Source organism: Streptomyces sp. NPDC001381 (assembly GCF_042895685.1).
In the GTDB taxonomy this organism is placed as follows: domain Bacteria; phylum Actinomycetota; class Actinomycetes; order Streptomycetales; family Streptomycetaceae; genus Streptomyces.
Map to the genome: position 1 here is coordinate 1 of NZ_JBIAWO010000022.1, position 26,684 is coordinate 26,684.

Below are 26,684 nucleotides of genomic sequence, written 5' to 3' on the forward strand. Positions count from 1 at the left end.
TCCCCCGCCCGCAACGCCTGCACCGCCAGATGCAACGCCACCAGCGCCGAGGAACACGCCGTGTCCACCGTCACCGCGGGGCCCTCCAGACCGAGCGTGAAGGACACCCGGCCGGACATCACGCTGGCGGTGTTGCCGGTGCCGAGGTGGCCCGCGACCTCCTCGGCCGTGGCGGGGTCGAGGGGGCGGGAGGCGTAGTCCTGGTAGTTGGTGCCGGCGAAGACACCCGTGCGCGAGCCGCGCAGCGTGGTCGGGTCGATGCCGGCCCGCTCGAACGCCTCCCACGCCAGCTCCAGCAGCAACCGCTGCTGCGGATCCATCGCCAGCGCCTCACGCGGCGAGATCCCGAAGAAACCGGGGTCGAAGTCGGCGACGTGGTGGAGGAATCCGCCGCCGCGGGTGCTGGCACGTCCGGGGACGCCGGGCTCGGGGTCGTAGAGGGCGTCGACGTCCCAGCCGCGGTCGTCGGGCCATGCGGTGATGGCGTCGGTGCCGTCGGCGAGCAGGCGCCAGTAGTCCTCGGGGGTGTCGGCCCCGCCGGGGAAGCGGCAGCTCATCGCGGTGATGACGATGGGGTCGTCGGCGGAGGCGCGCGGGGGCGCAAGCGCGGCGTCCGGAGTGTGCCGGGCGGCCGGGGCGAGGGCGGTGCGGAGGTGTTCGGCGAGGGCGGTCGGGGTGGGGTGGTCGAAGACGAGGGTGGCGGGCAGGGGACGGCCGACGGCGGCGCTGAGGGCGTTGCGGAGTTCCACCGCCGTGAGCGAGTCGAAGCCGAGTTCGCGGAAGGAGCGGGTGGGCTCGACGTCCTGGGGGCCGGCGTGGTTGAGGACGACGGCGGCGTGGGCGCGGACGAGTTCCTCGAAGGCGGCCCGCTGTTCCGGTTCGGCGAGTGCGGCGAGTCGCCGGGTGAGGTCGCCAGTGCCGGCGGTGTCGCCGTCGGCTGCGTCCCGGGGGTCGTGGTCGGGGCCACGGCGGGCGGTGAGGGCGCGCCGGGCGTCGGGCAGGTCGTCGAGGAAGGGCCGGGGCCGGGCGGTGGTGTAGGCGTGGGCGAACAGATCCCAGTCGATGTCGGTCACGGCGAGGGTGGTGTCGTCGTGGTCGAGGGCCTGTTGCAGGGCTCCGAGGGCGAGGTCGGGGTTCATGGGGCGGACGCCGTGCCGCTGGAGACGTTCGCCGACGGAGCCCTCGGCCATGCCGCCGTCGGCCCAGGGTCCCCAGGCGATGGCGGTGGCGGGCAGGCCGCGGGAGCGGCGCTGCTGGGCGAGGGCGTCGAGGAGGGCGTTGCCGGGGGCGTAGTTGGCGTGGCCGGGGGCGCCGATCGTCCCGGCCGTCGACGAGAAGAGGACGAACGCGGAGAGGTCGAGCCCGGTGGTGAGGGCGTCGAGGGTGCGGGCGCCGCCGACCTTGACCCGCAGGACCTCGGCGAGCTGTTCGGGGGTGAGGGTGGTGATGACGCCGTCGCGCAGGACGGCGGCGGTGTGGAAGACCGCGGTGAGGGGTCGTTCGGCGGGGACGGTGGCCAGCAGGGCGGCGAGCTGGTCGCGGTCGGCGATGTCGCAGGCGGCGATGTCGACGTGTCCGGCGCCGAGTCCGGTGAGTTCGGTGCGCAGTGCGGCGGCGCCGGGGGCGTCCGGGCCGGTGCGGCTGACCAGGAGGAGACCGGGGGCTCCCTGGCGGGCGAGTCTGCGGGCGACCTGGCGGCCGAGGGCGCCGGTGCCGCCGGTGACGAGGACGGTTCCGGTGGGGGTCCAGTCCCGGGTGCCGCCCAGGCCGCCTGTCGCCGCGCGGTGGAGGCGGCGGGCGAGGAGGCCGGTGTCGCGGACGGCGAGCTGGTCCTCCTGTCCGACGCCGGCGAGGGCGGCAGTGAGGCGTTCCGCGGCGACGGGGTCGAGGGTGGCGGGCAGGTCGAGGAGGCCGCCCCAGCGCTGTGGCTGTTCGAGGGCGACGACGCGGCCGAAGCCCCAGACGAGGGCCTGCTCCGGGGCGGTGACGGTCTCGGTCGGGCCGGTGGCGACGGCGCCTCGGGTGGCGAACCAGACGGGTGCGTCCTGGCCGAGGTCGTCGAGGGCCTGGACGAGGGAGACGGTGGCGGCGAAGCCGCGGGGCAGGCCGGGCAGGCCGTCGTACTCCTCCTCGTCGAGGGCGAGCAGGGACAGGACGGCCTGCGGCCGGTCGGGTCCGGTGGCGCGCAGGGCGTGCGCGACGCGGTCGCGGTCGTCGTGCGGGGCGACCGGGACGGTGACCGGTTCGGCGCCCGCGCGGGCGAGGGCGTCGAGGACGGCGGCGCCGAGAGCGTGGCGGGGGTGGTCCGGGTCCTGGTGGTCGGCGGGCAGGGCGACGAGCCAGCGTCCGCTCAGGACGGGGGCGGGGGCGGCGGGCAGGGGCTTCCAGGTGACGCGGTACCGCCAGGCGTCGACGGTGGCGTTCTCCCGGCTGCGTCTGCGGTAGTCGCTCAGGGCGGGCAGGACGGTGGAGAGGGTGTCCTGGTCGAGGTGGAGGGCGGCGGCCAGCGGGGCGGTCTCGCCGTTCTCGACGGACTCCCAGAAGCGGGCGTCGAGGTCCGTGCCGGTCGCCGTGGCGGGCGGGGTGAGCTGGGCGGGCGTGGGCCAGTAGGTGCGGCGCCGGAAGGCGTAGGTGGGCAGGTCGACGCGGGTGGCGGGGCCGGCGAGGGCCGTGCAGTCGGCGGGGGCGGCGCCGCGGACGCTCAGCTCGGCGAGGGAGGTGAGGAAGCGGCGTGGGCCGCCTTCGCCGCGGCGGAGTGTGCCGGTGACGACGGTGCCGGTGCGGCCCTCCTCGTCGAGGGTGTCGCGGACGGCGGCGGTGAGCACGGGGTGCGGGCTGGACTCGACGAAGGCGCGGAAGTCCTGTGCGGCGAGGGCCCGTACGGCGTCGGCGAAGCGGACGGTGTGCCGCAGGTTGTCGTACCAGTAGGGGGCGCCGAGGTGCTCGGTGTCGAGCCAGTCGCAGGTGACGGTGGAGAAGAACGGCACGTCGGCGGCGCGGGGGCGGACGGTGGCGAGGTCGGTGAGGAGCCGGTCGTGGATCTCCTCGACCTGGGCGGAGTGGGAGGCGTAGTCGACGGGGATCTGCCGTGCCTGGGCGCCGGAGGCGGTGAGCTCGGCGACCAGGTCGCGTACGGCGTCGGCGTCGCCCGAGACGACCACGGAGGCGGGTCCGTTGACGGCGGCGACCGACACCCGGCCCGCCCAGGGTGCCAGCCGTTCCCGGACGTCGGTGACCGGCAGCAGCACCGAGGCCATGCCGCCGTGTCCGGCGAGGGCGGTGATGGCCCTGCTGCGCAGGACGACCACGCGGGCGGCGTCGTCCAGGGTGAGGGCCCCGGCGACGCAGGCGGCGGCGATCTCGCCCTGGCTGTGTCCGACGACGGCGTCGGGGTGGACCCCGCGGGACTGCCAGAGGCGGGCCAGCGACACCATGGTCACGAACAGCAGGGGCTGGACGACGTCCACGCGGTCGAGGGTGGGCGCGTCGTCGGCGCCGCGCAGCACGTCTTCGACGGACCAGTCCACGCAGCGCTCGACGGCGGTCGCGCAGGCGGTGAAGTGGGCTCGGAACTCCGGGTCGGTGTCGAGGAGTTCGGTGGCCATGCCGGGCCACTGGGGGCCCTGGCCGGGGAAGACGAAGACGGTGCGGCCGTCCACGTCGGCCACGCCCTGGACGAGACCGGTGGCCGGGGAGCCCGCCGCCAGGGACTCCAGGCCGCGCAGCAGTTCGGGGCGGTCGTCGGCGAGGAGCACCGCGCGGTGTTCGAACGCGGAACGGGTGGCCGCGAGCGACCAGGCGAGGTCGTGCGGGGCCACCGTCTCGTCGGCGCGCAGCCGGGCGTGCAGGGCGGCGGCCTGGGCCCGCAGCGCTGCGGCGCTGCGTCCGGAGACGACGTAGGGCAGTGTGGTGCGCGACGGGGCGGGGGGCTCCCCGGCGGGCGCGGCCGGTTCGGGGGTGGGCTGTTCGAGGATGACGTGGGCGTTGGTGCCGCTGACGCCGAAGGAGGAGACGCCGGCCAGGCGGGGCCGGTCGGCGGCGGGCCAGGGGCGGGCCTCGGTGAGGAGTTCGACGCGGCCCGCCGTCCAGTCGACGTGGGTGGTGGGCCGGTCGACGTGGAGGGTGCGGGGCAGCAGTCCGTGGCGCATGGCCAGGACCATCTTCATGACGCCGGCGACCCCGGCGGCGGCCTGGGTGTGGCCGATGTTGGACTTGACCGACCCGAGCCACAGGGGCTGTTCGCGGTCCTGGCCGTAGGTGGCGAGCAGGGCCTGCGCCTCGATCGGGTCGCCGAGCGTCGTGCCGGTGCCGTGCGCCTCGACCGCGTCGACGTCGGCGGTGGACAGCTGTGCGTCGGCGAGGGCCTGCCAGATGACGCGCTGCTGGGCGGGCCCGTTGGGCGCGGTCAGGCCGTTGGAGGCGCCGTCCTGGTTGACGGCGCTGCCCCGGACCACGGCGAGCACCGGGTGCCCGAGGCGGCGGGCGTCGGCCAGCCGCTCCACCAGCAGCATGCCGGCGCCCTCGGCCCAGCCGGTGCCGTCGGCGGCCTCGGCGAACGCCTTGCAGCGGCCGTCGGGGGCGAGGCCCCGCTGCCGGCTGAACTCCAGGAAGAGGCCGGGTGTCGACAGCACGGTGACACCGCCGGCGAGCGCCAGGTCGCACTCCCTGGACCGCAGCGCCCGTACGGCGAGGTGCAGGGCGACCAGGGAGGAGGAGCAGGCGGTGTCGACGGTGACGGCGGGGCCCTCCAGGCCGAGGGTGTAGGAGATGCGGCCGGAGACCACGCTGGCCGCGTTGCCGGTGCCGACGTGTCCTTCCAGGCTCTCCCGGGAGGCCAGCAGCAGTGCCGGGTAGTCCTGGCCGTTGGTGCCGGCGAAGACGCCGGTGCGGGAGCCGCGCAGGGTCGTGGGGTCGATGCCGGCCCGTTCGAACGCCTCCCAGGAGATCTCCAGGAGCAGCCGCTGCTGGGGGTCCATCGCCATGGCCTCGCGCGGCGAGATGCCGAAGAAGGAGGCGTCGAAGTCGCCGGCCGCGGCGAGGGCGCCGCCGGAGGTGCTGTAGGTCTTTCCGGGGCGGCCGGGTTCGGGGTCGTAGTGGTCGGCGAGGTTCCAGCCGCGGTCGGTGGGCCACTCGGTCACGGCGTCGCCGTCGGAGGCGAGCAGCCGCCACAGGTCCTCGGGCGAGTCGGCGCCGCCGGGGAAGCGGCAGCTCATCGCGACGATGGCTACCGGTTCGCGGGAGGCGGACTCCGCCTCCCGCAGGCGCCTGCGGGTCTCGTGCAGGTCTCCGGTGACCTTCTTGAGGTAGCTGAGGAGCTTTTCCTGCTCGTTCACGCGTACTCCCCCACCTGGAAGGTCGTGTCGGTCGTGGCGGTGGCCAGGGTCGTGGTGCCGGTCATGAGATGCCCAGGTCGTTGTCGATGAGGGCGAAGATCTCCTCGGCGCCGGCGGACTCGATCCGGTCCTGGAGGTCGCCGCCGCCGTCGTCCGTCCGCTCGGCGGACGGTTCGCCCTGGCCGTTCCAGCGGGAGGCGAGCGCCAGCAGGCGGGAGGTGATCCGGCCGCGCCGGGTGTCGTCCTCGGCGAGCCCGGCGAGCGCGGCCTCGAGTCGGTCGAGGGCGTCCAGCGCGGGCGCTTCGCCGCCCTCGGCCGCGGTCAGCGATCGCAGGTGGCGGGCGAGGACACGGGGGGTGGGCTGGTCGAACAGGAGGGTGGCGGGCAGCTGGAGCCCGGCCGCGGTGCCGAGCCGGTTGCGCAGTTCCACCGCCATCAGCGAGTCGAACCCGAGTTCGCTGAAGGCGCGGTCGGCGTCGACGGCTTCGGCGGAGGCGTGCCCGAGGACGGTGGCGACGTGGCCGCGGACCAGCTGGATCAGCAGCCGCTCCTGTTCGGCCTCGGCGAGCCCGGCGAGTCGGGTGCGCAGCGCGCCGCCGTCCGTCGCGGTCCCGCCGTCCCTCTCCCGTGCCTGGCGGATCAGGGCCTGGGCTTCGGGCAGTTCGGCGAGCAGCGGGGCGGGCCGCACCGCGGTGAAGCCGGGTACGAAGCGGTCCCAGACGAGTTCGGCGACGGTCGGCGCGGCGTCCTCGCCGGCCACGGCCCGGTCGAGGGCGGCGAGCGCGGTGTCCGGGTCGAGCGGGACGACACCGCCGCCCCGCAGCCGTGCCTCCGCCTCGGGGCCGCCGGCGGCCATTCCGCCACCGGCCCACGGTCCCCAGGCCACGGAGGTGGCGGGCAGGCCGTCGGCGCGGCGCCGGGCGGCGAGCGCGTCGAGGTAGGCGTTGGCGGCGGCGTAGTTGCCCTGCCCCGCCGAGCCGACCGTGCCGGCGAAGGAGGAGAACAGGACGAACGCCGACAGGTCGCGGTCGCGGGTGAGCCGGTCGAGGTTGCGGGCGGCGGCCAGCTTGGGCCGCAGCACCGCCTCCAGCCGCTCGGGGGTGAGCGACTGGAGGAGTCCGTCGTCCAGGACCCCGGCCGCGTGCACCACGGCGTCGACCGGGTGCTCGGCCAGCAGGGCGGCCAGGGCGTCGGGGTCGGCGGTGTCGCAGGCGGCCAGTGTCACGGTCGCGCCCCGCGCGGCCAGTTCGGCGCGCAGCGCTTGGGCGCCGTCCGCTTCCTGGCCGCGGCGGCCCACCAGCACCAGGTGGCGGGCACCGCGTTCGGCGAGCCGCCGGGCGACCCGGGCGCCGAGCGCTCCGGTGCCGCCGGTGATCAGGACGGTCTCGCCCGCGCAGCTCCACTCGGGGGTGGGGGCGTCGGACGGCCGGGCGTGCACGAGGCGGCGGGCGAGGACGCCGGCGGCCCGGACGGCGGTCTGGTCCTCTCCCGTGGTGCCGGAGAGCAGGGCGGCGAGCCGTTCGGCGGTCCGCCCGTCGAGGCGGGCGGGGAGGTCGACGAGACCGCCCCAGCGTTGCGGGTGTTCCAGCGCGGCGACCCGGCCCAGGCCCCAGGTGGCGGCCTGGGTGGGCGCAGTGACGCTCTCCCGGTCGGTGGCGGCGACGGCGCCGACGGTGGCGGCCCACAGCGGGGCGCCGATCTCCAGGTCGCCGAGCGCCTGGGTCAGGGCGAGCAGCGCGGCCAGGCCGGCGGGGGTGGCCGCGCGGTCCGTGGTGGCCGCGGGCTCCTCGTCGAGGGCCAGCAGCGACAGCACGCCTTGTACGGCGTCCGGTTCGGGGAGCTCGCGCAGTGCCTCGACGAGCGCGGCCCGGTCGGTGCGGGCGCAGTCCACGGGGAGCCGCACGAGCTGTGCGCCATGCGCGGTCAGGCCGTCGGCGAGGCCGGCCGTCCAGGGGTCCTCGGCCCGGGAGGCGGGCACGGCCAGCAGCCAGGTGCCCGACAGCACCGGCGGGGGGCCGTCCGGCACCGGACGCCAGACCACCGTGTAGGCCGAGGAGTCGAGCGCGGAGCGCTCCTGGCGGCGGCGCCGCCAGGACGACAGCGCGGGCAGCAGTTCGCTGAGGGGGGTGTCGTCGCCGAGGTCGGGGCGCTCGGTCAGCTCGCCGAGGTCGCCGCGCTCGACGGCGGCCCAGAACTCGTCGTCGAGGCGGCCGCCGTCGCCCGGCAGGTCGGGGCCGATGGGCTCGGGGCCGGTGGACCCCGCCGCCTCCAGCCAGTAGCGGTCGCGCTGGAAGGCGTAGGTCGGCAGCTCCACCGTGCGGGCCGGGCCGGTCAGTCCGGTCGGCGCGGCGGCGAGGCCGTGCACGTGCAGCGTCCCGGCGGCCAGCAGGGCGGCGACCGGCTCGGGCCGGCCCCGGCGCAGCACGGGGACGGCGACGGCGGCCTCGGCCGGCTCCTGCGGGCCGTGGTGCGCCGCCTCCTGGAGGGTGTCGAGGGTCATCGCGGTCAGCGAGCCGTCCGGACCGAGTTCGACGAACGTGCCGACGCCGTCCTGGCGCAGCCGTCGTACACCGTCCGCGAAGCGCACGGTCTGCCGCACGTGCCGCACCCAGTGTCCGGGCGAGGCCAGTTCGGCCTCGGTGGCCCGGTCGCCCGTCACGTTGGAGACGATCGGGATCGCGGGCGCGTCGTAGCGCACGCCGCGCGCGACCTCTTCGAACTCCGCAAGCATCGCGTCCATATGCGCTGAGTGAAACGCATGGCTGACCCGCAAACGCCTAGTCTTTCGGCCCAGCGCGGCGAAATGCCCGTCGATGTCGGACACGGCGTCCTCGTCGCCGGAGACCACGACGGCCGTGGGCCCGTTGACGGCGGCGACCGCGATGTGCCGGTCGCGTCCGGCGAGCAGCGGCGCCACCTCGTCCTCGGACGCCTGTACGGCGGCCATCGCGCCGCCTTCGGGAAGCGCGTCCATGAGCCGGCCGCGGGCCGCGACCAGGGCGCACGCGTCGGCCAGTGACAGCACTCCGGAGACGTGCGCGGCGGACAGTTCGCCGATGGAGTGCCCCATCAGGGCGTCCGGCGCGACGCCCCACGAGCGCACCAGTTCGTACAGCGCCACATGGACGGCGAACAGCGCGGGCTGGGTGTAGGCGGTGCGGTCCAGCAGCGCGGCCCGCTCCGTGCCCTCGGCTGCGAGGACGACGTCGGCCAGCGGCACGTCGAGGTGCGGGGCGAAGCCGTCGCAGACGCGGTGGAAGGCCTCGGCGTACACCGGGAACCGGTCGAGGAGTGCCCGGCCCATGCCGGGCCGCTGCGAGCCCTGCCCGCTGAACAGGAACGCCGTGCGTCCCCGGGGGCCGGTGCGTCCGCGCACCACCGCGGCGGTGTCCTCGCCGCGGCCGAGCGCTCCCAGCGCGGTCAGGAGCTGGGTGCGGTCCTCGGCGACGACCACGGCCCGGTGCTCGAAGACCGCGCGGCCGGTGGCCAGGGAGTGCGCCACGTCGGCGGGGGACGGCTCCGGGTCGTTGGCCAGCCGGGCGCGCAGCCGCTCGGCCTGGGCTCGCAGGGCGGCGGCCGATCGTGCGCTCAGTGGCCAGGCGACCGGTCCCCCGGGGTGCGGCTCGGCGGCGTCCTGCCGCCCCGCGCCCTCCTCCAGGACGACGTGGGCGTTGGTGCCGCTGATGCCGAACGACGAGACCGCGGCGCGCCGTGGGCGTCCCGAACGCGGCCAGGGCACGGGTTCGGTGAGCAGTTCGACCCGTCCGGCCGTCCAGTCGACGTGGCTGGTGGGCCGGGTCAGGTGCAGGGTGCGGGGCAGTGTCCCGTGCCGCATGGCCAGGACCGTCTTGATGACGCCGGCGACCCCGGCGGCGGCCTGGGTGTGGCCGATGTTGGACTTGACCGACCCGAGCCACAGGGGCCGTTCGCGGTCCTGGCCGTAGGTGGCGAGCAGCGCCTGCGCCTCGATCGGGTCGCCCAGTTTCGTGCCGGTGCCGTGTGCCTCGACGGCGTCGACGTCGGCGGGGGTGAGCCCGCCGGCCGCCAGCGCGGCGCGGATGACGCGCTGCTGCGAGGGACCGTTGGGCGCGGTGAGTCCGTTGCTGGCGCCGTCGGAGTTGACGGCGCTGCCCCGGACCACGGCGAGCACCGGGTGACCGTTGCGGCGGGCGTCGGCCAGCCGCTCCAGCAGCAGGATGCCGGCACCTTCGCCCCAGCCGGTGCCGTCGGCGTCGTCCGAGAAGGCCTTGCAGCGGTGGTCGCCGGCGAGCCCGCCCTGCCGGTCGAACTCGGCGAACGCGCCCGGTGTCGCCATCACCGTCACACCGCCCGCGAGCGCCAGATCGCACTCGCCGGACCGCAGCGACTGGGCCGCCCAGTGCAGGGCCACCAGTGAGGACGAGCAGGCGGTGTCCACGGTGACCGCGGGGCCCTCCAGGCCCAGCGCGTAGGCGACGCGGCCGGAGGCCACGCTCGCGGCGTGCCCGGTCAGGAGCTGTCCCTGTGTGTCCTCGGGGACGTGGTGCGCGGCCGATCCGTAGCCCTGGTAGTTCGTGCCGACGAACACGCCGGTACGGGAGCCGTGCAGCCCGCGCGGGTCGATCGCGGCCCGTTCCAGCGCCTCCCAGGAGATCTCCAGCAGGAGTCGCTGCTGCGGGTCCATCGCCAGGGCCTCGCGCGGCGAGATGCCGAAGAAGTCCGCGTCGAACTCGGCGGCGTCGTACAGGAATCCGCCCTCGACGCCGTCCGCGTGCCAGCCGCGGTCCGCGGGCGGCGCACCGATCGCGTCGACGCCGTCGGCGAGCAGCCGCCAGAAGTCCTCCGGTCCGCGCACCCCGCCGGGGAACCGGCAGCCCATGCCCACGATCGCGATCCGCGCGTCGTCCGCCCCGTCGACGGCACGGACGGCCGTGACGCCGGCACCGGTCGTGGCGGCGGCTGTGCCCGGGGGCCGGGTGTCGAGGAGTTCGGTGCCGATGTGGCGGGCGAGCGCCTGCGGCGACGGGTAGTCGAACACCAGGGTCGCCGGCAGCCGCAGTCCGGTCGCCGCGTTCAGCCGGTTGCGCAGTTCCACGGCGGTCAGTGAGTCGATGCCGAGGCCCCGGAAGTCGCGCGTGGCCTCGACGGTGTCCGGGCCGGAGTGCCCCAGCACCAGGGCCGTCTGGGTGCGTACCAGGTCCAGGACCGCCGTCTCGCGCTCGGCCTGTGCGAGGGTCGCCAGCCCGGTCCTGAAGCTCTCCCCGGCGGCGTCCGCCGTGGCCGCCGTGCGCCGTGCCGGGGTGACGGCCAGGCCGCGGAGCATGGCGGGCAGCGCCGACACCGCCTGCCGGTCGCGCAGTACGCGCCGGTCGAGCGCGATCGGCACGAGGACGGACTCGGTCCGCCGCAGGGCCGCGTCGAGGGCGCCGAGGCCCTGTTCGGGGGTGAGCGGCCGCATGCCGCCGCGGGCCATGCGCCGCAGGTCCGCCTCAGTCAGTTCGGCGGTCATGCCCGCGCCCGGTGCCCACGGGCCCCAGGCGAGGGCGGTCGCGGGCAGGCCGGCGGAGCGGCGGGTGGCGGCGAAGGCGTCCAGGAAGGCGTTGGCTGCCGCGTAGTTGGCCTGACCCGCGCCGCCGAACGTACCGGCCACCGAGGAGAAGACCACGAACGCGGAGAGGTCGGCGTCGCGGGTCAGCTCGTGCAGGTGCGCCACCGCGTCCGCCTTGGGCCGCATGACCTGCGCCAGGCGGTCGGGGGTGAGGGAGGCGACGACGCCGTCGTCCAGGACGCCGGCCGCGTGCACCACGCCGGTCAGCGGGTGCTGGGCGGGGACGGCCGCGAGGGCGGCGGCGAGTTGGTCATGGTCGGCGACGTCCAGGGCCGCCACCTCGACCTCGGCGCCGAGGCCGGTGAGTTCGGCGACGAGTTCGCGGGCGCCCGGGGCCTCGGGACCTCGGCGGCCGGCCAGCAGCAGGTGCCTGATGCCGTGCTCGGTGACCAGGTGGCGGGCCACCAGCGCGCCCAGGCCGCCGGTGCCACCGGTGACCAGCACGGTCCCCTCCGGGTCCAGTGGCGCCGGGACGGTCAGGACCACCTTGCCCACGTGCCGGGCCTGCGACAGATGACGGAACGCCTCCGGGGCCTGCCGTACGTCCCAGCAGGTGACCGGAAGGGGCGCGAGCACGCCCGACTCGAACAGGGCGACCAGGTCGGCCAGCATCCGGCCGATCCGCTCCGGACCGGCGTCCCACAGGTCGAAGGCGCGGTACGTCACACCCGGGTGCTCGGCGGCCACCGCGTCGGCGTCCCGGATGTCGGTCTTGCCCATCTCCAGGAAGCGGCCACCACGCGGCAGCAGCCGCAGGGAGGCGTCGACGAACTCCCCGGCCAGCGAGTCCAGTACGACGTCCACGCCCCGGCCGCCGGTGGCCGCGAGGAAGGCCGTCTCGAACGCGGTGTCGCGGGACGAGGCGAGGTGCGTCTCGTCCAGGCCCAGGGCGCGCAGGGTGTCCCACTTGCCGGCGCTCGCCGTGCCGAACACCTCGGCGCCCCGGTGCCGCGCCAGCTGCAGGGCGGCCATGCCCACGCCGCCGGCCGCCGCGTGCACCAGCACCGACTCACCGGCCCGCAGGCCCGCGAGGTCGTCGAGGGCGTAGTACGCGGTCAGGAACACGAGGGGCACGGACGCCGCCTGCGCGAACGTCCAGCCGGCCGGGATCCGGGCCACCGTCCGGGCGTCCGCGACCGCCACCGGGCCGAACGCGCCGGAGAACAGGCCCATCACGCGGTCGCCGACGGCCAGCCCGGTCGCCCCGGGACCGACCTCGGTCACCACACCGGCGCCCTCCAGACCGAAGTCCTCCGCGTCCCCGGGGTACATGCCGAGCGCGTTGAGCACATCACGGAAGTTCACGCCCGCGGCCCGCACCGCGACACGGACGTGACCGGGCGTCAGTTCCGCTCGCGCCTCCGGGACCGGCCGCAGCGCCAGTCCCTCCAGGGTGCCCTGCTCCACGATGTCCAGCCGCCAGGCCGACTCGCCTGTCGGAGGCGCGAGTTCACGGCCGCCTGTGGCCCGGCCCAGGCGCGGGGTGAACGGGGTGCCGCCGCGTACGGCGACCTCGGCCTCACCGGAGGCGAGCACGGCCGGGACGATCGCCCAGGACGCGTCGGTGCCGTCCACGTCGATCAGCGCGAACCGCCCAGGGTTCTCGGCCCGGGCCGCCCGCACCAGACCCCACACCGCGGCCAGGGCGGGATCGGGGGCCGTCGCGTCGAGCGTGACCGCCCCTTCGGTGACCAGCACGAGCCGGGCGCCCTCGAAGCGCTCCTCCGTCAGCCAGACACGTACCAGTTCCAGCGCGTGAGCGGCGGCCGTGTGCGCTGCCTCCGCGCGGTGGCCGGCCGGGGAGGCCACGCGCACCAGCGTGTCCGCTCCCGCGTCGGCACCGGTCGTCGCAGGAGTGGCCGGGAGAGTGGTGGGGAGGGGCGACGGCAGTGGCGCGGCGGGCGGGGCCGAGGCGGTCGCGTCCAGCGGGAGCGGCGTCCAGTCGACCCGGTGCAGCAGCTCGGCGTGCGGGGTGTGCGCGGTTCCGGCGGCCGGTGCCGTGAGGGCGCGCAGCGTGAGGGATCCGATGGTGGCGACGGGTGCGCCGGAGGGGTCGGCCAGGTCGAGGGCGACCGTGCCGCTCCCGGTGGCCCGCAGGCGGGCGTGGAGCTGTGACGCACCGGTGGCGTGCAGGGTGACGCCGCTCCAGGAGAAGGGCAGGCCCGGGGCCGGTTCCTCTCCTGCCGTGCCGCCGGTGGCTGTCGGGGCGGCTCCGAGAGCGTGCAGCACCGAGTCCAGCAGGGCGGGGTGGACGCCGTAGCGGCGGGCGTCGGAGGCGGCCTCGTCGGGGAGACGTGCCTCGGCGAACAGGTCGTCGCCGCTCTGCCGGACGGACGTCAGTCCGCGGAAGAGCGGGCCGTAGGACAGGCCGGTCCGCGCCAGCCGCTCGTAGAGGGTGTTGGTGGGGATCTCGGCGGCGTCGGCGGGCGGTCGCCCGTCCGCCACCGGGGCGGGCACGGCGGCCTCGGGCAGCAGGGTGCCGGTCGCGTGCTGGATCCACGGCTCGTCGTCGGGCCCGTCGGCGTCCGAGCCGGCCGCGGGGCGGGAGTACACGCCGATCTCGCGGCGCCCGTCGGAGTCCGGGGCGGCGACGGTGACCTGGAGCTGGGCGGCGCCGTGGGCGGGCAGCACCAGCGGTGTCCGCAGGGTGAGTTCCTCGACCTGACCGCAGCCGACGCGGTCGGCCGCGTGCAGGGCGAGTTCCAGGAAGGCGGTGCCGGGCAGCAGGACGGAACCGGAGACGACGTGTTCGGCCAGCCACGGCTGGAGCTGGGTGGAGAGCCGGCCGGTGAAGACCGCGGCCCCGCTGTCCGCGAGGGTGACGGCGGCGCCGAGCAGCGGGTGACCGGCGGCGGACAGACCCGCCGAGCGGAGGTCGCCGAGGTGGCCGCCGGCCGTGCGCGGCCAGTAGCGGCCGTGCTGGAAGGCATAGGTGGGCAGTTCGACGGGACGCCCGGCGGGGAAGAACGCGGACCAGTCGACGTCGGCACCGTGTGCGAAGAGTGTCGCGGCCGCCGCGAGCAGCGTCGCGGTCTCGGGGCGGTCGGGGCGCAGGGCGGGGACCGCGACCGGTTCGCCGTCGGTGAGCGAGGCGTGGGCCAGGGCGGTGAGGGTGCCGTCCGGTCCCAGTTCCAGGAACCGGGTGACGCCCTCGGTCTCCAGGACGGTGACGGCGTCGGCGAAGCGGACCGGCCGGCGGACATGGCGGACCCAGTACTCCGGGGAGCACAGGTCCTCGGCCGTGGCGGCCGCACCGGTGACCGTCGAGACGACGGGGAGGTGGGGCGGCTCGTAGGTCAGGCTCTCGGCGATCTTGCGGAAGTCGGCCAGCATCGGCTCCATCAGCGGCGAGTGGAAGGCGTGGCTGACCCGCAGCGCCGTGACCTTGCGGTCCTGGGCGCGGAAGTGGGCAGCGATGTCCTCGACGGCCTCCGCGGCCCCCGCGACGACCACGGCCCGGGGACCGTTGACCGCCGCGACGCCCACTTCGTCACCGAGCAGCGGCAGGACCTCGTCCTCGGTGGCCTGGAGCGCCACCATCGCACCGCCCGACGGCAGGGCCTGCATCAGCCGGCCGCGCGCCACCACCAGACGGCACGCGTCCGCCAGCGACCACACCCCGGCCACATGCGCGGCGGCGATCTCGCCGATGGAGTGCCCGGCGAGCACGTCGGGGCGCAGGCCCCAGGACTCCAGCAGCCGGAACAGGGCCACTTCGAGGGCGAAGAGGGCGGGCTGGGTGAACTCCGTGCGGTTCAGCAGGTCGGGGTCGTCCCCGAAGACGATCTCCCGCAGAGGGCGCGGCAGTTCCCCGTCGACCTGCGCGCACACGGCGTCGAAGGCGTCCGCGAAGACGGGGTGGGCCTCGTACGTCTCGCGTCCCATGCCGGGCCGTTGCGCGCCCTGCCCCGCGAAGAGGAACGCGGTACGGCCGTCGGCCCGCGCGCGGCCGGTGACCACGCCGGAGGCGGGCTCGCCCTGGGCCAGGGAGGTGAGCGCGGAGACGAGTTCCGCGCGGTCCGCGCCCAGGATCACGGCACGGTGGTCGAGCGCGGTACGGGTGGTGGCGAGGGAGAGGCCGAGGCTCGCGGCGGTGAGGCCGGGCCGGGCGTCGGCGTGCGCGAGGAGGCGTCCGGCCTGTGCGCGCAGGGCGTTCCCGGACGCGCCGGAGACCACCCAGGGCAGGGGGCCGCCGGTCCCGGTTCTCTTCGGCGCGGTCTCGCGGGGCTGTTCGACGGTCCCGGACCGCTCCTCGTCCCAGGGCTGTTCGACGATGACGTGGGCGTTGGTGCCGGAGACGCCGAACGCGGAGACTCCGGCGCGGCGCGGCCGGTCGCCGCCGGGCCAGCGCGTGGTCTCGGTGAGCAGTTCCACGGCGCCCGCCGACCAGTCGACGTGGGTGCTGGGGGTGTCGGCGTGCAGGGTGGCCGGGAGCAGGCCGTGCCGCATGGCCAGCACCATCTTGATGACACCGGCGACACCTGCGGCGGCCTGGGTGTGGCCGAGGTTGGACTTCAACGAGCCGAGCATCAGCGGGCGTTCACGGTCCTGGCCGTAGGCGGCGAGCAGGGCCTGGGCTTCGATGGGGTCGCCCAGTGCCGTACCGGTGCCGTGCGCCTCCACCGCGTCCACCTCGGCCGGGGCGAGCCCGGCGTCGGCCAGGGCGGCGCGGATGACCCGCTGCTGGGCGGGGCCGTTGGGGGCGGTCAGGCCGTTGCTGGCGCCGTCCTGGTTGACGGCGGAACCGGCGACCACGGCGAGGACCGGATGCCCGTTGCGGCGGGCGTCGGAGAGCCGCTCGACGACGAGCACGCCCACGCCCTCGGCCCAGCCGGTGCCGTCGGCGTCGTCGGAGAACGCCTTGCACCGGCCGTCCGCCGCGAGGCCGCGTTGGCGGCTGAACTCCAGGAAGGCGCCCGGGGTGGACATGACCGTGACGCCGCCCGCGAGGGCGAGGTCGCACTCGCCGGCCCGCAGTGCCCGCACCGCGAGGTGCAGGGCGACGAGGGAGGACGAGCAGGCGGTGTCGACGGTGAGGGTCGGTCCTTCGAGGCCGAGGACGTAGGCGATACGGCCGGAGACCACGGCGGCGGCGTTGCCGGTGCCGAGGTACCCGTCCCCGGCGTCGGGTGTGCTGAGCAGCAGGGCGGGATAGTCCTGGCCGTTGGAGCCCATGAACACGCCGGTGCGGCTGCCGCGCAGGGCGCCCGGGGCGATGGCGGCGCGCTCCAGCGCCTCCCACGACGTCTCCAGCAGCAGCCGCTGCTGCGGGTCCATGGCGACGGCCTCGCGCGGCGAGATGCCGAAGAAGGCGGGGTCGAAGGCGCCGACGCCGGTGAGGAATCCGCCGTGCCGGGTGTAGCTGGTGCCGGGGCGGCCCGGTTCGGGGTGGTAGAGCGCGTCGAGGTCCCAGCCGCGGTCGGTGGGGAACTCGGTGATCGCGTCCCGTCCGGCGGCGACCAGTTCCCACAGCTCGTCGGGGCCGGACACGTCGCCGGGCAGGCGGCAGCCCATGCCGACGATGACGATCGGGTCGTCGGCCGCGCGCTCCCCGCGTGCCGCGCCACCGGTGCCGTCCAGGTGTGCGGGCCGGGACTCGTCGAACAGCTCGCCGTGCACGAAGGCGGCGAGGTCGACGGGGGTGGGGTGGTCGAAGACGAGGGTGGCGGCCAGGGCCAGGCCGGTCTCGGCGGCGAGGCGGTTGCGCAGTTCGACGGCGGTGAGGGAGTCGAAGCCCGAGTCGCGGAAGGCGCGCCGGGTCTCCAGCAGTGCCGCGTCGGCGTGGCCGAGGACGGCGGCGGCGTGGGTGCGGACCAGCTCCAGGAGTGCGCGGCGGCGTTCGGCGGCCGGGCGGCCCGCGAGGCGTGCGCGCAGTGCCGCGCCCGCTCCGTCGTCGTCCGTGGGGGCCTGTCCGGTGCGCAGCGCGTCGCGTGCCTCGGGCAGGTCGCCGAGCAGGGGGCTGGGGCGGGTGCTGGTGAAGTTGGGGGCGAACCGGGACCAGTCGACGTCGGCGACGACCTGACCGGTGACGTCCTGCTCCAGGACGCGGCGCAGCGCGGCGAGCGCGGTGTCGGGGTCGAGGGCGGTGAGACCGCGTCGGCGCAGGTACTCCTCGGCGCCGCCCTCGGTGGCCATGCCGCCCTCGGCCCAGGGGCCCCAGGCGACGGAGGTGGCGGTGGCGCCGCGGGCGCGCCGCTGTTCGGCCAGGCCGTCGAGGTAGGCGTTGGCGGCGGCGTAGGCGCTCTGGCCTCCGCTGCCCCATACGCCGGCGATGGAGGAGAACAGCACGAACGCGTCGAGCGGGCGGTCTCCCTGGGCGCGCAGCACCGCGTCGAGGTGGGCGGCGCCGTGTGCCTTGGCGGCGAGGACCGCACGGAAGCGGTCCGCGTCGAGGTCGGCCAGCGGGAGGGTGTCGGTGACGCCGGCCGCGTGGACGACGGCGTCCACGGGGTGCCGGGTGAGCAGTTCCTCGACGGCGGCACGGTCGGCGAGGTCGCAGGCCTCGACGGTGACCCGGGCGCCGAGCGCGGTGAGCGTGTCCGTCAGCTCGGCGGCACCGGGGGCGTCGGGGCCGCGGCGGCCGGTCAGGACGAGGTGCTCCGCGCCCTGCTCGGCGGCCCAGCGGGCGACCCGGGCGCCCAGTGCGCCGGTGCCGCCGGTGATCAGGACGGTGCCGCGGGGCTGCCAGCCGCTCGCACCGTCGTGCGGGGCGGCCGGGTCGTCGGCGTGCAGGAGCCGTCGTACGAAGACTCCGGAGGCACGGACCGCGATCTGGTCCTCGTCGCCGGGCTGGGCCAGCACCGCGGCGAGGCGGGCGGCGGCCCGCCGGTCGACGGTCTGCGGCAGGTCGACGAGGCCGCCCCACCGGCCGGCCGACTCCAGGGCGGCCACCCGGCTCAGGCCCCACAGCGCGGCCTGCGCCGGCTCGGGGGCGGCGTCGGAGCGTGCGGTGGCCACCGCGCCGCGGGTGGCGAGCCACAGCGGTGCGGTCACCTCGGCGTCGCCGAGCGCCTGCACGAGCCGTACGGTGCGCAGGAGGGCGTCCGCCAGGGGCTGCTGTCCGTCGTCGTCGGGGCGCTCCTCGGCCGGCAGGGCGAGGACGCCGGTGAGGGTGCCGAGGCCGGTGAGCCGTGCGGCCAGCGCGGCGCGTTCCTCGTCGGGGGCGTACGTCCACGGCACGGGTTCGGCTCCGCCCGCGCGCAGCGCCTCGGTCACGGCGGCTGCCAGGGGGCCGTCGGCCGCCGTGGCGGTGGTGAGGACGAGCCAGCGGCCGGTGAGCGGGCCGCCGGCGGCCGGGTCGAGGGGCTGCCAGGCGACGCGGTGGCGCAGCCGGTCCACCCGGCCGAGCTCACGCCGCCCCCGCCACCACGACGACAGGGCGGGCACGAGGGGACGCACGAGCCCTTCGTCCACGTCCAGGGTGTCGGCGAGGGCGGCGACGTCCTCGTCCTCGACGGCCGTCCAGAAGCCCGCGTCCCCGCCGCCGGTGTCGCGGGCGGTCGCCGTGCCGGGCGGGGTGGGCTCCAGCCAGTACCGTTCACGGCGGAAGGCGTACGTCGGCAGTTCCACGTTCCGGGCGCCGGTACCGGCGAAGACGGCCGGCCAGTCGACCGGTGCGCCGTGGGCGAAGGCGCCGGCGACCGCTGCCATCAAGGCGGCGGGCTCGGGCCGGTCCCTGCGCAGGGTGGGCACGGCGGGCGGCGTGTCGCCCTCGAAGCAGTCCTGGGCGAGGGCGGTGAGGGTGCCGTCGGGGCCCAGCTCGACGTAGCGGGCCACCCGGCGCTCGGCCAGCAGCCGTATGCCGTCGGCGAACCGGACCGGCTCGCGGACGTGCCGGACCCAGTGGTCCGGCGAGCACAGGTCGGCCGGGCGGGCGATCTCGCCGGTCATGCCGGAGACGAGCGTCAGCCGGGGCGTGTGGTAGGTGAGGGTCTCGGCGACCGCGCGGAACTCCTGGAGCATGGGCTCCATCAGCGGGGAGTGGAAGGCGTGGCTGACCCGCAGGGCCGTCACCTTGCGGTCCTGTGCGCGGAAGTGCGCGGCCGCCTCCGCCACGGCGTCGGCGGCGCCGGAGATCACCACCGCGCGGGGGCCGTTGACGGCGGCGATGCCGACCCGGTCGTTCAGCAGGGGCAGCACCTCCTCCTCGGTCGCCTGGAGCGCGGCCATCGCGCCGCCCTCCGGCAGGGCCTGCATCAGCCGGCCGCGCGCCACGACCAGCCGGCAGGCGTCCGCGAGGGACCACACGCCGGCGACATGGGCGGCCGCCAGTTCGCCGACGGAGTGGCCCAGCAGGAACTTCGCGGTGACGCCCCACGACTCCAGCAGCCGGTGGAGGGCGACTTCGAGCGCGAACAGGGCGGGCTGCGCGTACTCGGTGCGGTGGAGCAGGTCCGCGTCCTCGCCGAAGACGATCTCCCGCAGGCCGAAGGGCAGTTCGGCGTCCACCGCGTCGAAGGCGGCGGCGAAGGCGGGGTGGGTCTCGTACAGTTCGCGGCCCATGCCGAGCCGTTGGGAGCCCTGGCCGGCGAACAGGAAGGCGGTGGCGCCCCGCGCGGTGCGGCCCCGGACGGTCCCGGGGCCCGCGGTGCCCTCGGCGAGGGCGGCCAGTTCGCGTACGGCGGTCTCGTGGTCGGTGGCGAGGACGACCGCCCGGTGCTCCAGGGCGGCCCGGGTGGTGGCGAGCGCGTGGCCCACGTCCAGGGGGCGCGGCGGCTCGGTCCCGTCCCGCAGCCTGGCCAGGAGCCGGGCGGCCTGCGCGCGTACCGCCTCCTCGCTGCGCGCGGACACCGGCCACGGCACGACGGGCAGGGTGCGGGGCTCGGCGGCGGGGGCGGCCGGCTGCGCGGCGGGGTCCGCGGGCTCCGCCGGTCCGGCGGCGGGGGCCTGCTCGATGACGGCGTGCGCGTTGGTGCCGCTGATGCCGAACGACGAGACCCCGGCGCGGCGCGGGCGGCCCGTCTCCGGCCAGTCGACCGGCTCGGTGAGCAGGCGTACGGCCCCGGCCGACCAGTCGACGTGCCGGGACGGCTCGGAGACGTGCAGGGTGCGCGGCAGCACGCCGTGCCGCATCGCCTCGACCATCTTGATGATGCTGCCGACGCCCGCGGCCGACTGGCTGTGCCCGATGTTCGACTTCAAGGAGCCCAGCCACAGCGGCTGTTCGCGGTCCTGGCCGTAGGTGGCGAGCAGGGCCTGCGCCTCGATGGGGTCGCCGAGCGAGGTGCCGGTGCCGTGCGCGTCGACGGCGTCCACCTCGGCGGGGGCGAGTCCCGCGTTGGCGAGGGCGGCGCGGATGACCCGCTGCTGGGCGGGGCCGTTGGGGGCGGTGAGGCCGTTGGAGGCGCCGTCGGAGTTGATCGCCGTGCCGCGGACGACGGCCAGCACCGGGTGGCCCAGCCGCCGGGCGTCGGAGAGCCGCTCCACGAGCAGCATGCCGGCGCCCTCGGCCCAGCCGGTGCCGTCGGCGTCGTCGGAGAACGCCTTGCAGCGCCCGTCGGCGGCCAGCCCGCGCTGCCGGCTGAACTCGTAGAACATGGCGGGGGTGGCCATCACGGCCACGCCGCCCGCGAGCGCCAGGTCGCATTCGCCGCGGCGCAGCGCCTGGCACGCCCAGTGCAGGGCGACCAGCGAGGAGGAGCAGGCCGTGTCGACGGTGACGGTCGGCCCCTCCAGCCCCAGGGTGTAGGCGATGCGGCCGGAGGCGACCGAGGTGGCGTTGCCCGCCAGCAGCAGGCCCTGCACGCCCTCGGGGAACTCGCTCACGCCGGCGCCGTATCCGGAGGTGGCGGCGCCGACGAAGACGCCGGTGCTGCTGCCGCGCACCGAGCCGGGGGCGATCCCGGCCCGCTCGAACGCCTCCCAGGAGATCTCCAGCAGCAGCCGCTGCTGCGGGTCCATCGCCAGTGCCTCGCGCGGCGAGATCCCGAAGAAGTCCGCGTCGAAACGGGACGCCTCGTGCAGGAATCCGCCGCCGAGCGCGTAGAACGTGCCCGGGTGGTCGGGGTCGGGGTCGTAGCCCGCCTCGACGTCCCAGCCGCGGTCGGCGGGGAATCCGGAGACGGCGTCCCCGCCCTCGTCGACGAGCCGCCACAGTTCCTCCGGGCTGTCCACCCCACCCGGGTAGCGGCAGCTCATCGCGACGATCGCGACCGGCTCCCGGTCGCGTGCCTCCACGTCGCGCAACTGCCGCCGCGTCTGCCGCAGTTCGGCGGTCAACCGCTTGAGGTACTCGACGTACTTGTCGTCCATCTTGCCGTCTTCAGCCACCAACGCCACATCCCTGAGCCGATGCCGACGGTTTCCCGCGGCTGATCACGACATCCCGAGTTCTTTGTCGATCAGGTCGAACAGCTCGTCCGCCGTCTCGACGGAGTCCAGTGCCCCGTCGTCGTCGGCGAGAGCCGCTCCGGAACCCCCGGAGCCGGTGCCGTTGTCGTGTCCGGCACCGCCGTCCTTCGTTGCCCTCTCCTGCCACATCGCCGTCAGCCTCTGCAGCCGGGAAGTGATCGTCGCGTGGTCGTCCCCGCCGGCCGCGGCGGCGCCGAGCGCGGCCTCCAGCCGGTCCAGTTCGACCAGGAGCGGCGCCGCCGAAGCGGCCGCGCCCGAGCTCTCGCCCGCCCCGGTGCCGGACGCCTCCGGCAGGGTGATCTCCTGAAGCAGATGTCCCGCCAGCGCCGTCGGCGTCGGGTGGTCGAACACCAGCGTGGCCGGGAGCCGTAGCCGGGTGGCGGCGTTGAGCCGGTTGCGCAGTTCGACGGCGGTGAGCGAGTCGAAGCCCAGTTCCTTGAACGCCTGGTCCGGTTCGATCTCGTCCGCCGAGGCGTGCCCGAGGGTCGCCGCCGCCTGGGCGCAGACCAGGTCGACGAGATGCTGCTCCCGGTCGGCCGGTGCGAGCGCCGCCAGCCGGGCGCCGAGGTCCTGCCGCTGCGCGCCGGTCCCGGCCGCCGTGTCCGCCGCCCGCCGCGCCGGTGCCCGCACCAGGCCGCGCAGCAGCGGCGGTACGGCCTCGGCGTGCGCCCGCAGGGCCTGGAGATCCAGGTTCACCGGCAGCAGGAGCGCCCGGTGCGCGGGGGCCGTGACGGACACGAGCCCGGCCGCGTCGAGGAGTTCGAGTCCCTGCTCGGCGGTGAGCGGCCGCATGCCGCCGCGTGCCATGCGCCGCAGGTCCGCCTCGGTCAGCTCGGCGGTCATGCCCGTGCCGGGCGCCCACGGGCCCCACGCGAGGGACACCGCGGGCAGCCCCGAGGCGCGCCGGTGAGCGGCGAAGGCGTCCAGGAAGGCGTTGGCGGCGGCGTAGTTGGCCTGGCCCGCGCTGCCGAAGGTAGCGGCCACCGAGGAGAAGACCACGAACGCCGACAGGTCCGCGTCACGGGTCAGCTCGTGCAGGTGCGCGACCGCGTCCGCCTTCGGCCGCATGACCCCGGCCAGACGCTCCGGGGTGAGTGCGGCCACGACACCGTCGTCGACGACGCCCGCGGTGTGGACGACGGCGGTCAACGGGTGCTCGGCGGGGAGGGCGTCCAGCGCGGCGGCGAGCTGGTCCCGGTCGGCCACGTCCAGGGCGGCGACCTCGACCTCGGCACCCAAGTCCGCCAGTTCCGCGACGAGTTCGGATGCGCCCGGCGCTTCGAGGCCGCGCCGGCTGGCGAGCAGCAGACGCCGTACGCCGTGCCCGGTCACGAGCTGGCGCGCCACGAGCGCGCCCAGACCACCCGTGCCACCGGTCACCAGCACCGTGCCGTCCCGGTCCAGGGGCGCCGGGACCGTGAGGACCACCTTGCCCACGTGCCGGGCCTGCGACAGGTACCGGAACGCCTCCGGGGCCTGCCGTACGTCCCAGCAGGTGACCGGAAGGGGCCGCAGGACGTCGGCTTCGAAGAGTGCCACCAGCTCGGCCAGCATCCGCCCGATCCGCTCCGGACCGGCGTCCCACAGATCGAACGCCCGGTACGCCACACCGGGATGCTCGGCAGCCACCGCCTCCGGGTCCCGGACATCGGTCTTGCCCATCTCCAGGAACCTGCCTCCGCGCGGCAGCAGACGCAGCGACGCGTCCACGAACTCACCCGCCAGCGAGTCCAGTACGACGTCCACACCCCGGCCGCCGGTCGCGGCGAGGAACGCCGTCTCGAAGTCCGTGTCACGGGAGGAGGCGATGTGCGTGGCGTCCAGGCCCAGCTCCCGCAGGGTGTCCCACTTGCCGGCACTCGCGGTGCCGAACACCTCGGCTCCCAGGTGCCGCGCCAGCTGCACCGCCGCCATACCCACACCACCGGCAGCCGCATGCACCAGCACCGACTCCCCCGGCCGCACCGCGCCCAGCTCGGTGAGCGCGTAGTACGCCGTCAGGAACACGATCGGCGTGGACGCCGCCTGTGCGAACGTCCAGCCCCGCGGAACGCGCGCCACCGTCCGCGCGTCGGCCACCGCCACCGGTCCGAAGGAACCGGGGAACATGCCGAACACCCGGTCACCCACGGCCAGCCCCGGCACACCCGGGCCGACCTCGGTCACCACACCCGCGCCCTCACCGCCGAGCAGGCCCGCCTCACCCGGATACATGCCGAGGGCGTTGAGCACGTCGCGGAAGTTGACTCCCGCCGCCCGTACGGCGATACGGACCTGGCCCTCCGTCAACTCGGCGGTGGCCTCGGGGAAGGGGGTCAGGGTCAGGGTGTCCAGGGTGCCCTTCTCCAGGCTGTCCAGGTGCCAGGCAGCCGGTTCGCCCGCCGGGAGCGGGAGCGCACCGGCGGCGGGGACACGGCCGAGGCGCGGCGCGTGGGCAACGCCGTCGCGCAGCGCGAGCTCAGGCTCCCCGGCGGCCAGGGCCCGGGCGAGCGCGGCGCGGGAGGCTTCGGTGCCGTCCGTGTCGACCAGGGCGAACCGGTCGGGTGCCTCGGCGCGCGCGGCCCGGACCAGGCCCCACACGGCGGCCAGGGCGGGATCGGGAGCCGTTCCGTCGAGCGTGACCGCCCCTTCGGTGAGGATCACCAGACGGGACTCCTCGAACCGCTCGTCGGCGAGCCAGGCCCGTACGGCGTCCAGGACGCGGCCGGCGGCGGCCCGGGCCGCGTCCGCCGCACCCCCGTCCGCGCCGCCCTGGCCGCTCAGGCCGCTCAGGCCGCGACCCGCGGCGAACAGTACGGTCGCGGGGACGGTGGCGGGCAGCTCGGCCAGGCTCGGGTACGACTCCACGCCGGGCGCGAGGCCGGCGGTGCCGACCGCCACGAGGGCGCCGGCCGAGGACGCGTCCCGCTCCGGCGGCGACACCTTCGTCCAGTCCACCTGGAAGAGGCCGTCGCGGTGGCCGCCGGCGTCGGCGCGAGCGGCGAGGTCTCCGGAGACCTGGCGCAGCAGCAGCGACTCGACGGAGGCGACCGCGCCGCCCTCCGGGTCCGCCAGTTGCAGGGCGACGGCTTCCGGACCGGCCTGCACCATCCGTACGCGCAGGGCCCGCGCGCCGGACGCCCGCAGCGACACGCCGCTCCAGGAGAACGGCAGCCGTCCCTGGCCGGCATCGGCCAGCGACACGAACATCATCGCGTGCAGGGCGGAGTCCAGGAGCGCCGGGTGGACGCCGAACCCACCCGCGAGCCGGTCGTGCTCGTCGGGCAGTCCGACCTCGGCGAAGACCTCCTCGCCGCGCCGCCAGACCGCGCGCAGCCCCTGGAAGACCGGCCCGTAGGCGAAGCCCGCCTCGGCGAAGCGGTCGTAGAAGCCCTCCATGGGGACGGCCTCGGCGTCCGGCGGCGGCCACGCGATCAGGTCGGGGACGGGTGTGCCGGCCGGCGCCGGGCCGGCGGTGAGCGAGCCGCTGGCGTTCAGCGTCCACGGGTCGGTGTCGAGCGCGTCCTCGGCCCGGGAGTAGACCTCGACGGTGCGCGTGTGCGACTCGTCGGGTGCGCCCACGCGGACCTGGACCAGCCGTCCGGTGCGCTCGGGCACGATCAGGGGGGCGGCAATGGTCAGTTCCTCGACGCGTTCGCAGCCGAGCTGTCCGGCGGCGCACAGGGCGAGTTCGAGGAACCCGGTGCCCGGGAAGAGGACCGTGCCGGTCACGGCGTGGTCGCGCAGCCACGGGTGCGTCGTGAGCGAGAGCCGCCCGGTGAACAGCACCTCCTCGCTGCCGGCCACGCGCACCGCGGCGCCGAGCAGCGGATGTTCCGCCGAGCCGACGCCCGCCGAGCCGAGGTCGCCGAGCGTGACTCCGGTGAAGTCCGGCCAGTAGCGGCGGCGTTGGAAGGCGTAGGTCGGCAGGTGCGGGTTCGGGGCCCGGTCGCCGCCGGTGAGGGCGCGCCAGTCGGCGTCGGCACCGTGGACGAACAGGGTGGCGAGGGCGGCGAGGAGCGAGATGGTCTCGGGCCGGTCCTTGCGCAGCACCGGCACGAGCACCGTGGCCCCGGCGTCGTCGAGCGACGCCTGGGCGAGAGCGGTGAGGGTGCCGTCCGGGCCGAGCTCGACACAACGGCCCACGCCCTGCTCGGAGAGCGCGCGGACGGCATCCGCGAAACGCACGGGGCGACGCACGTGCCGCACCCAGTAGTCCGGCGACATCAGTTCCTCGGCGGTGGCGGCCGTCCCGGTCACCGTGGAGACGAACGCCAGCCTCGGCCGCTCGTACGTCAGACTCTCCGCGACCTTGCGGAAGTCGGCCAGCATCGGCTCCATCAGCGGCGAGTGGAAGGCATGGCTCACCCGCAGCGCCGTGACCTTGCGGTCCTGGGCGCGGAAATGGGCAGCGATCTCCTCGACGGCCTCCGCGGCCCCCGCGACGACCACGGCCCGGGGACCGTTGACCGCCGCGACGCCCACTTCGTCACCGAGGAACGGCAGGACCTCGTCCTCGGTGGCCTGGAGCGCCACCATCGCACCGCCCGCGGGCAGGGCCTGCATCAGCCGGCCGCGCGCCACCACCAGACGGCACGCGTCCGCCAGCGACCACACCCCGGCCACATGCGCGGCCGCGATCTCACCGATCGAGTGCCCGGCGAGCACGTCCGGGCGCAGGCCCCAGGACTCCAGCAGCCGGAACAGTGCCACTTCGAGGGCGAAGAGGGCGGGCTGGGTGAACTCCGTCCGGTTCAGCAGATCGGGGTCCTCGCCGAACACCACTTCCCGGAGCGGGCGCGGCAGTTCGGTGTCGAGGTGGGCGCAGGCCGCGTCGAAGGCGTCCGCGAACACCGGATACTCGTCGTACAACTCGCTGCCCATCGCGAGGCGCTGGGACCCCTGCCCCGCGAAGAGGAACGCCGTGCGCGCGTCTCGTCGTGCCGTGCCCGTCGCCGCGTTCGCAGCCTCCTCACCGGAAGCGACCGCCCCCAGCGCGCGCACCAGCTCGTCGCGCTCCGATCCCCAGACCACGGCCCGGTGCTCGAACAGCGACCGGGACCGCACCAGTGCACCACCGATCGCGGCGACACTCAGGTCCTGGTCCCCCGTGACGAACTCGGCCAGGCGTCCGGCCTGGGCGCGCAGGGCCGCGCCCGTACGGGCCGACACCACCCACGGCACCACACCACCGGCAACGGGCTCCGGTTGCGGTCGCTGCTCAGGACCGGGCGGGGCCTCCTCCAGCACCACGTGCGCGTTCGTGCCGCTCAGCCCGAACGACGACACACCCGCACGACGCGCCCGCCCCTCCCGTCGCGGCCAGTCGGCGCTGTCCGCGAGCAGGTGCACCGCACCCGCCGACCAGTCCACGTGCGACGACGGCTCGTCCACATGCAACGTCCGCGGCAGCACACCGTGCCGAAGAGCCAGCA

3 protein-coding genes are annotated in these 26,684 nt (G+C 75.9%); all 3 read right to left on the bottom strand.

Annotated elements, in window-relative coordinates:
- Positions 1-5,333 (bottom strand): type I polyketide synthase (locus ACFY2L_RS38745; protein ID WP_390824689.1); only part of this gene is annotated, 5,333 nt, incomplete at its 3' end.
- Positions 5,334-5,394: 61 nt separating this feature from the next.
- Positions 5,395-21,189: a type I polyketide synthase gene (locus ACFY2L_RS38750; RefSeq protein WP_390824690.1), complete on the bottom strand. Its 15,795-nt coding sequence runs from the start codon at positions 21,187-21,189 to the stop codon at positions 5,395-5,397.
- 45 nt (positions 21,190-21,234) lie between these two features.
- A complete protein-coding gene (locus ACFY2L_RS38755) occupies positions 21,235-26,643 on the bottom strand; it encodes an SDR family NAD(P)-dependent oxidoreductase (RefSeq protein WP_390824691.1) in 5,409 nt (1,802 codons plus the stop codon).
- Positions 26,644-26,684 lie beyond the last annotated feature (41 nt).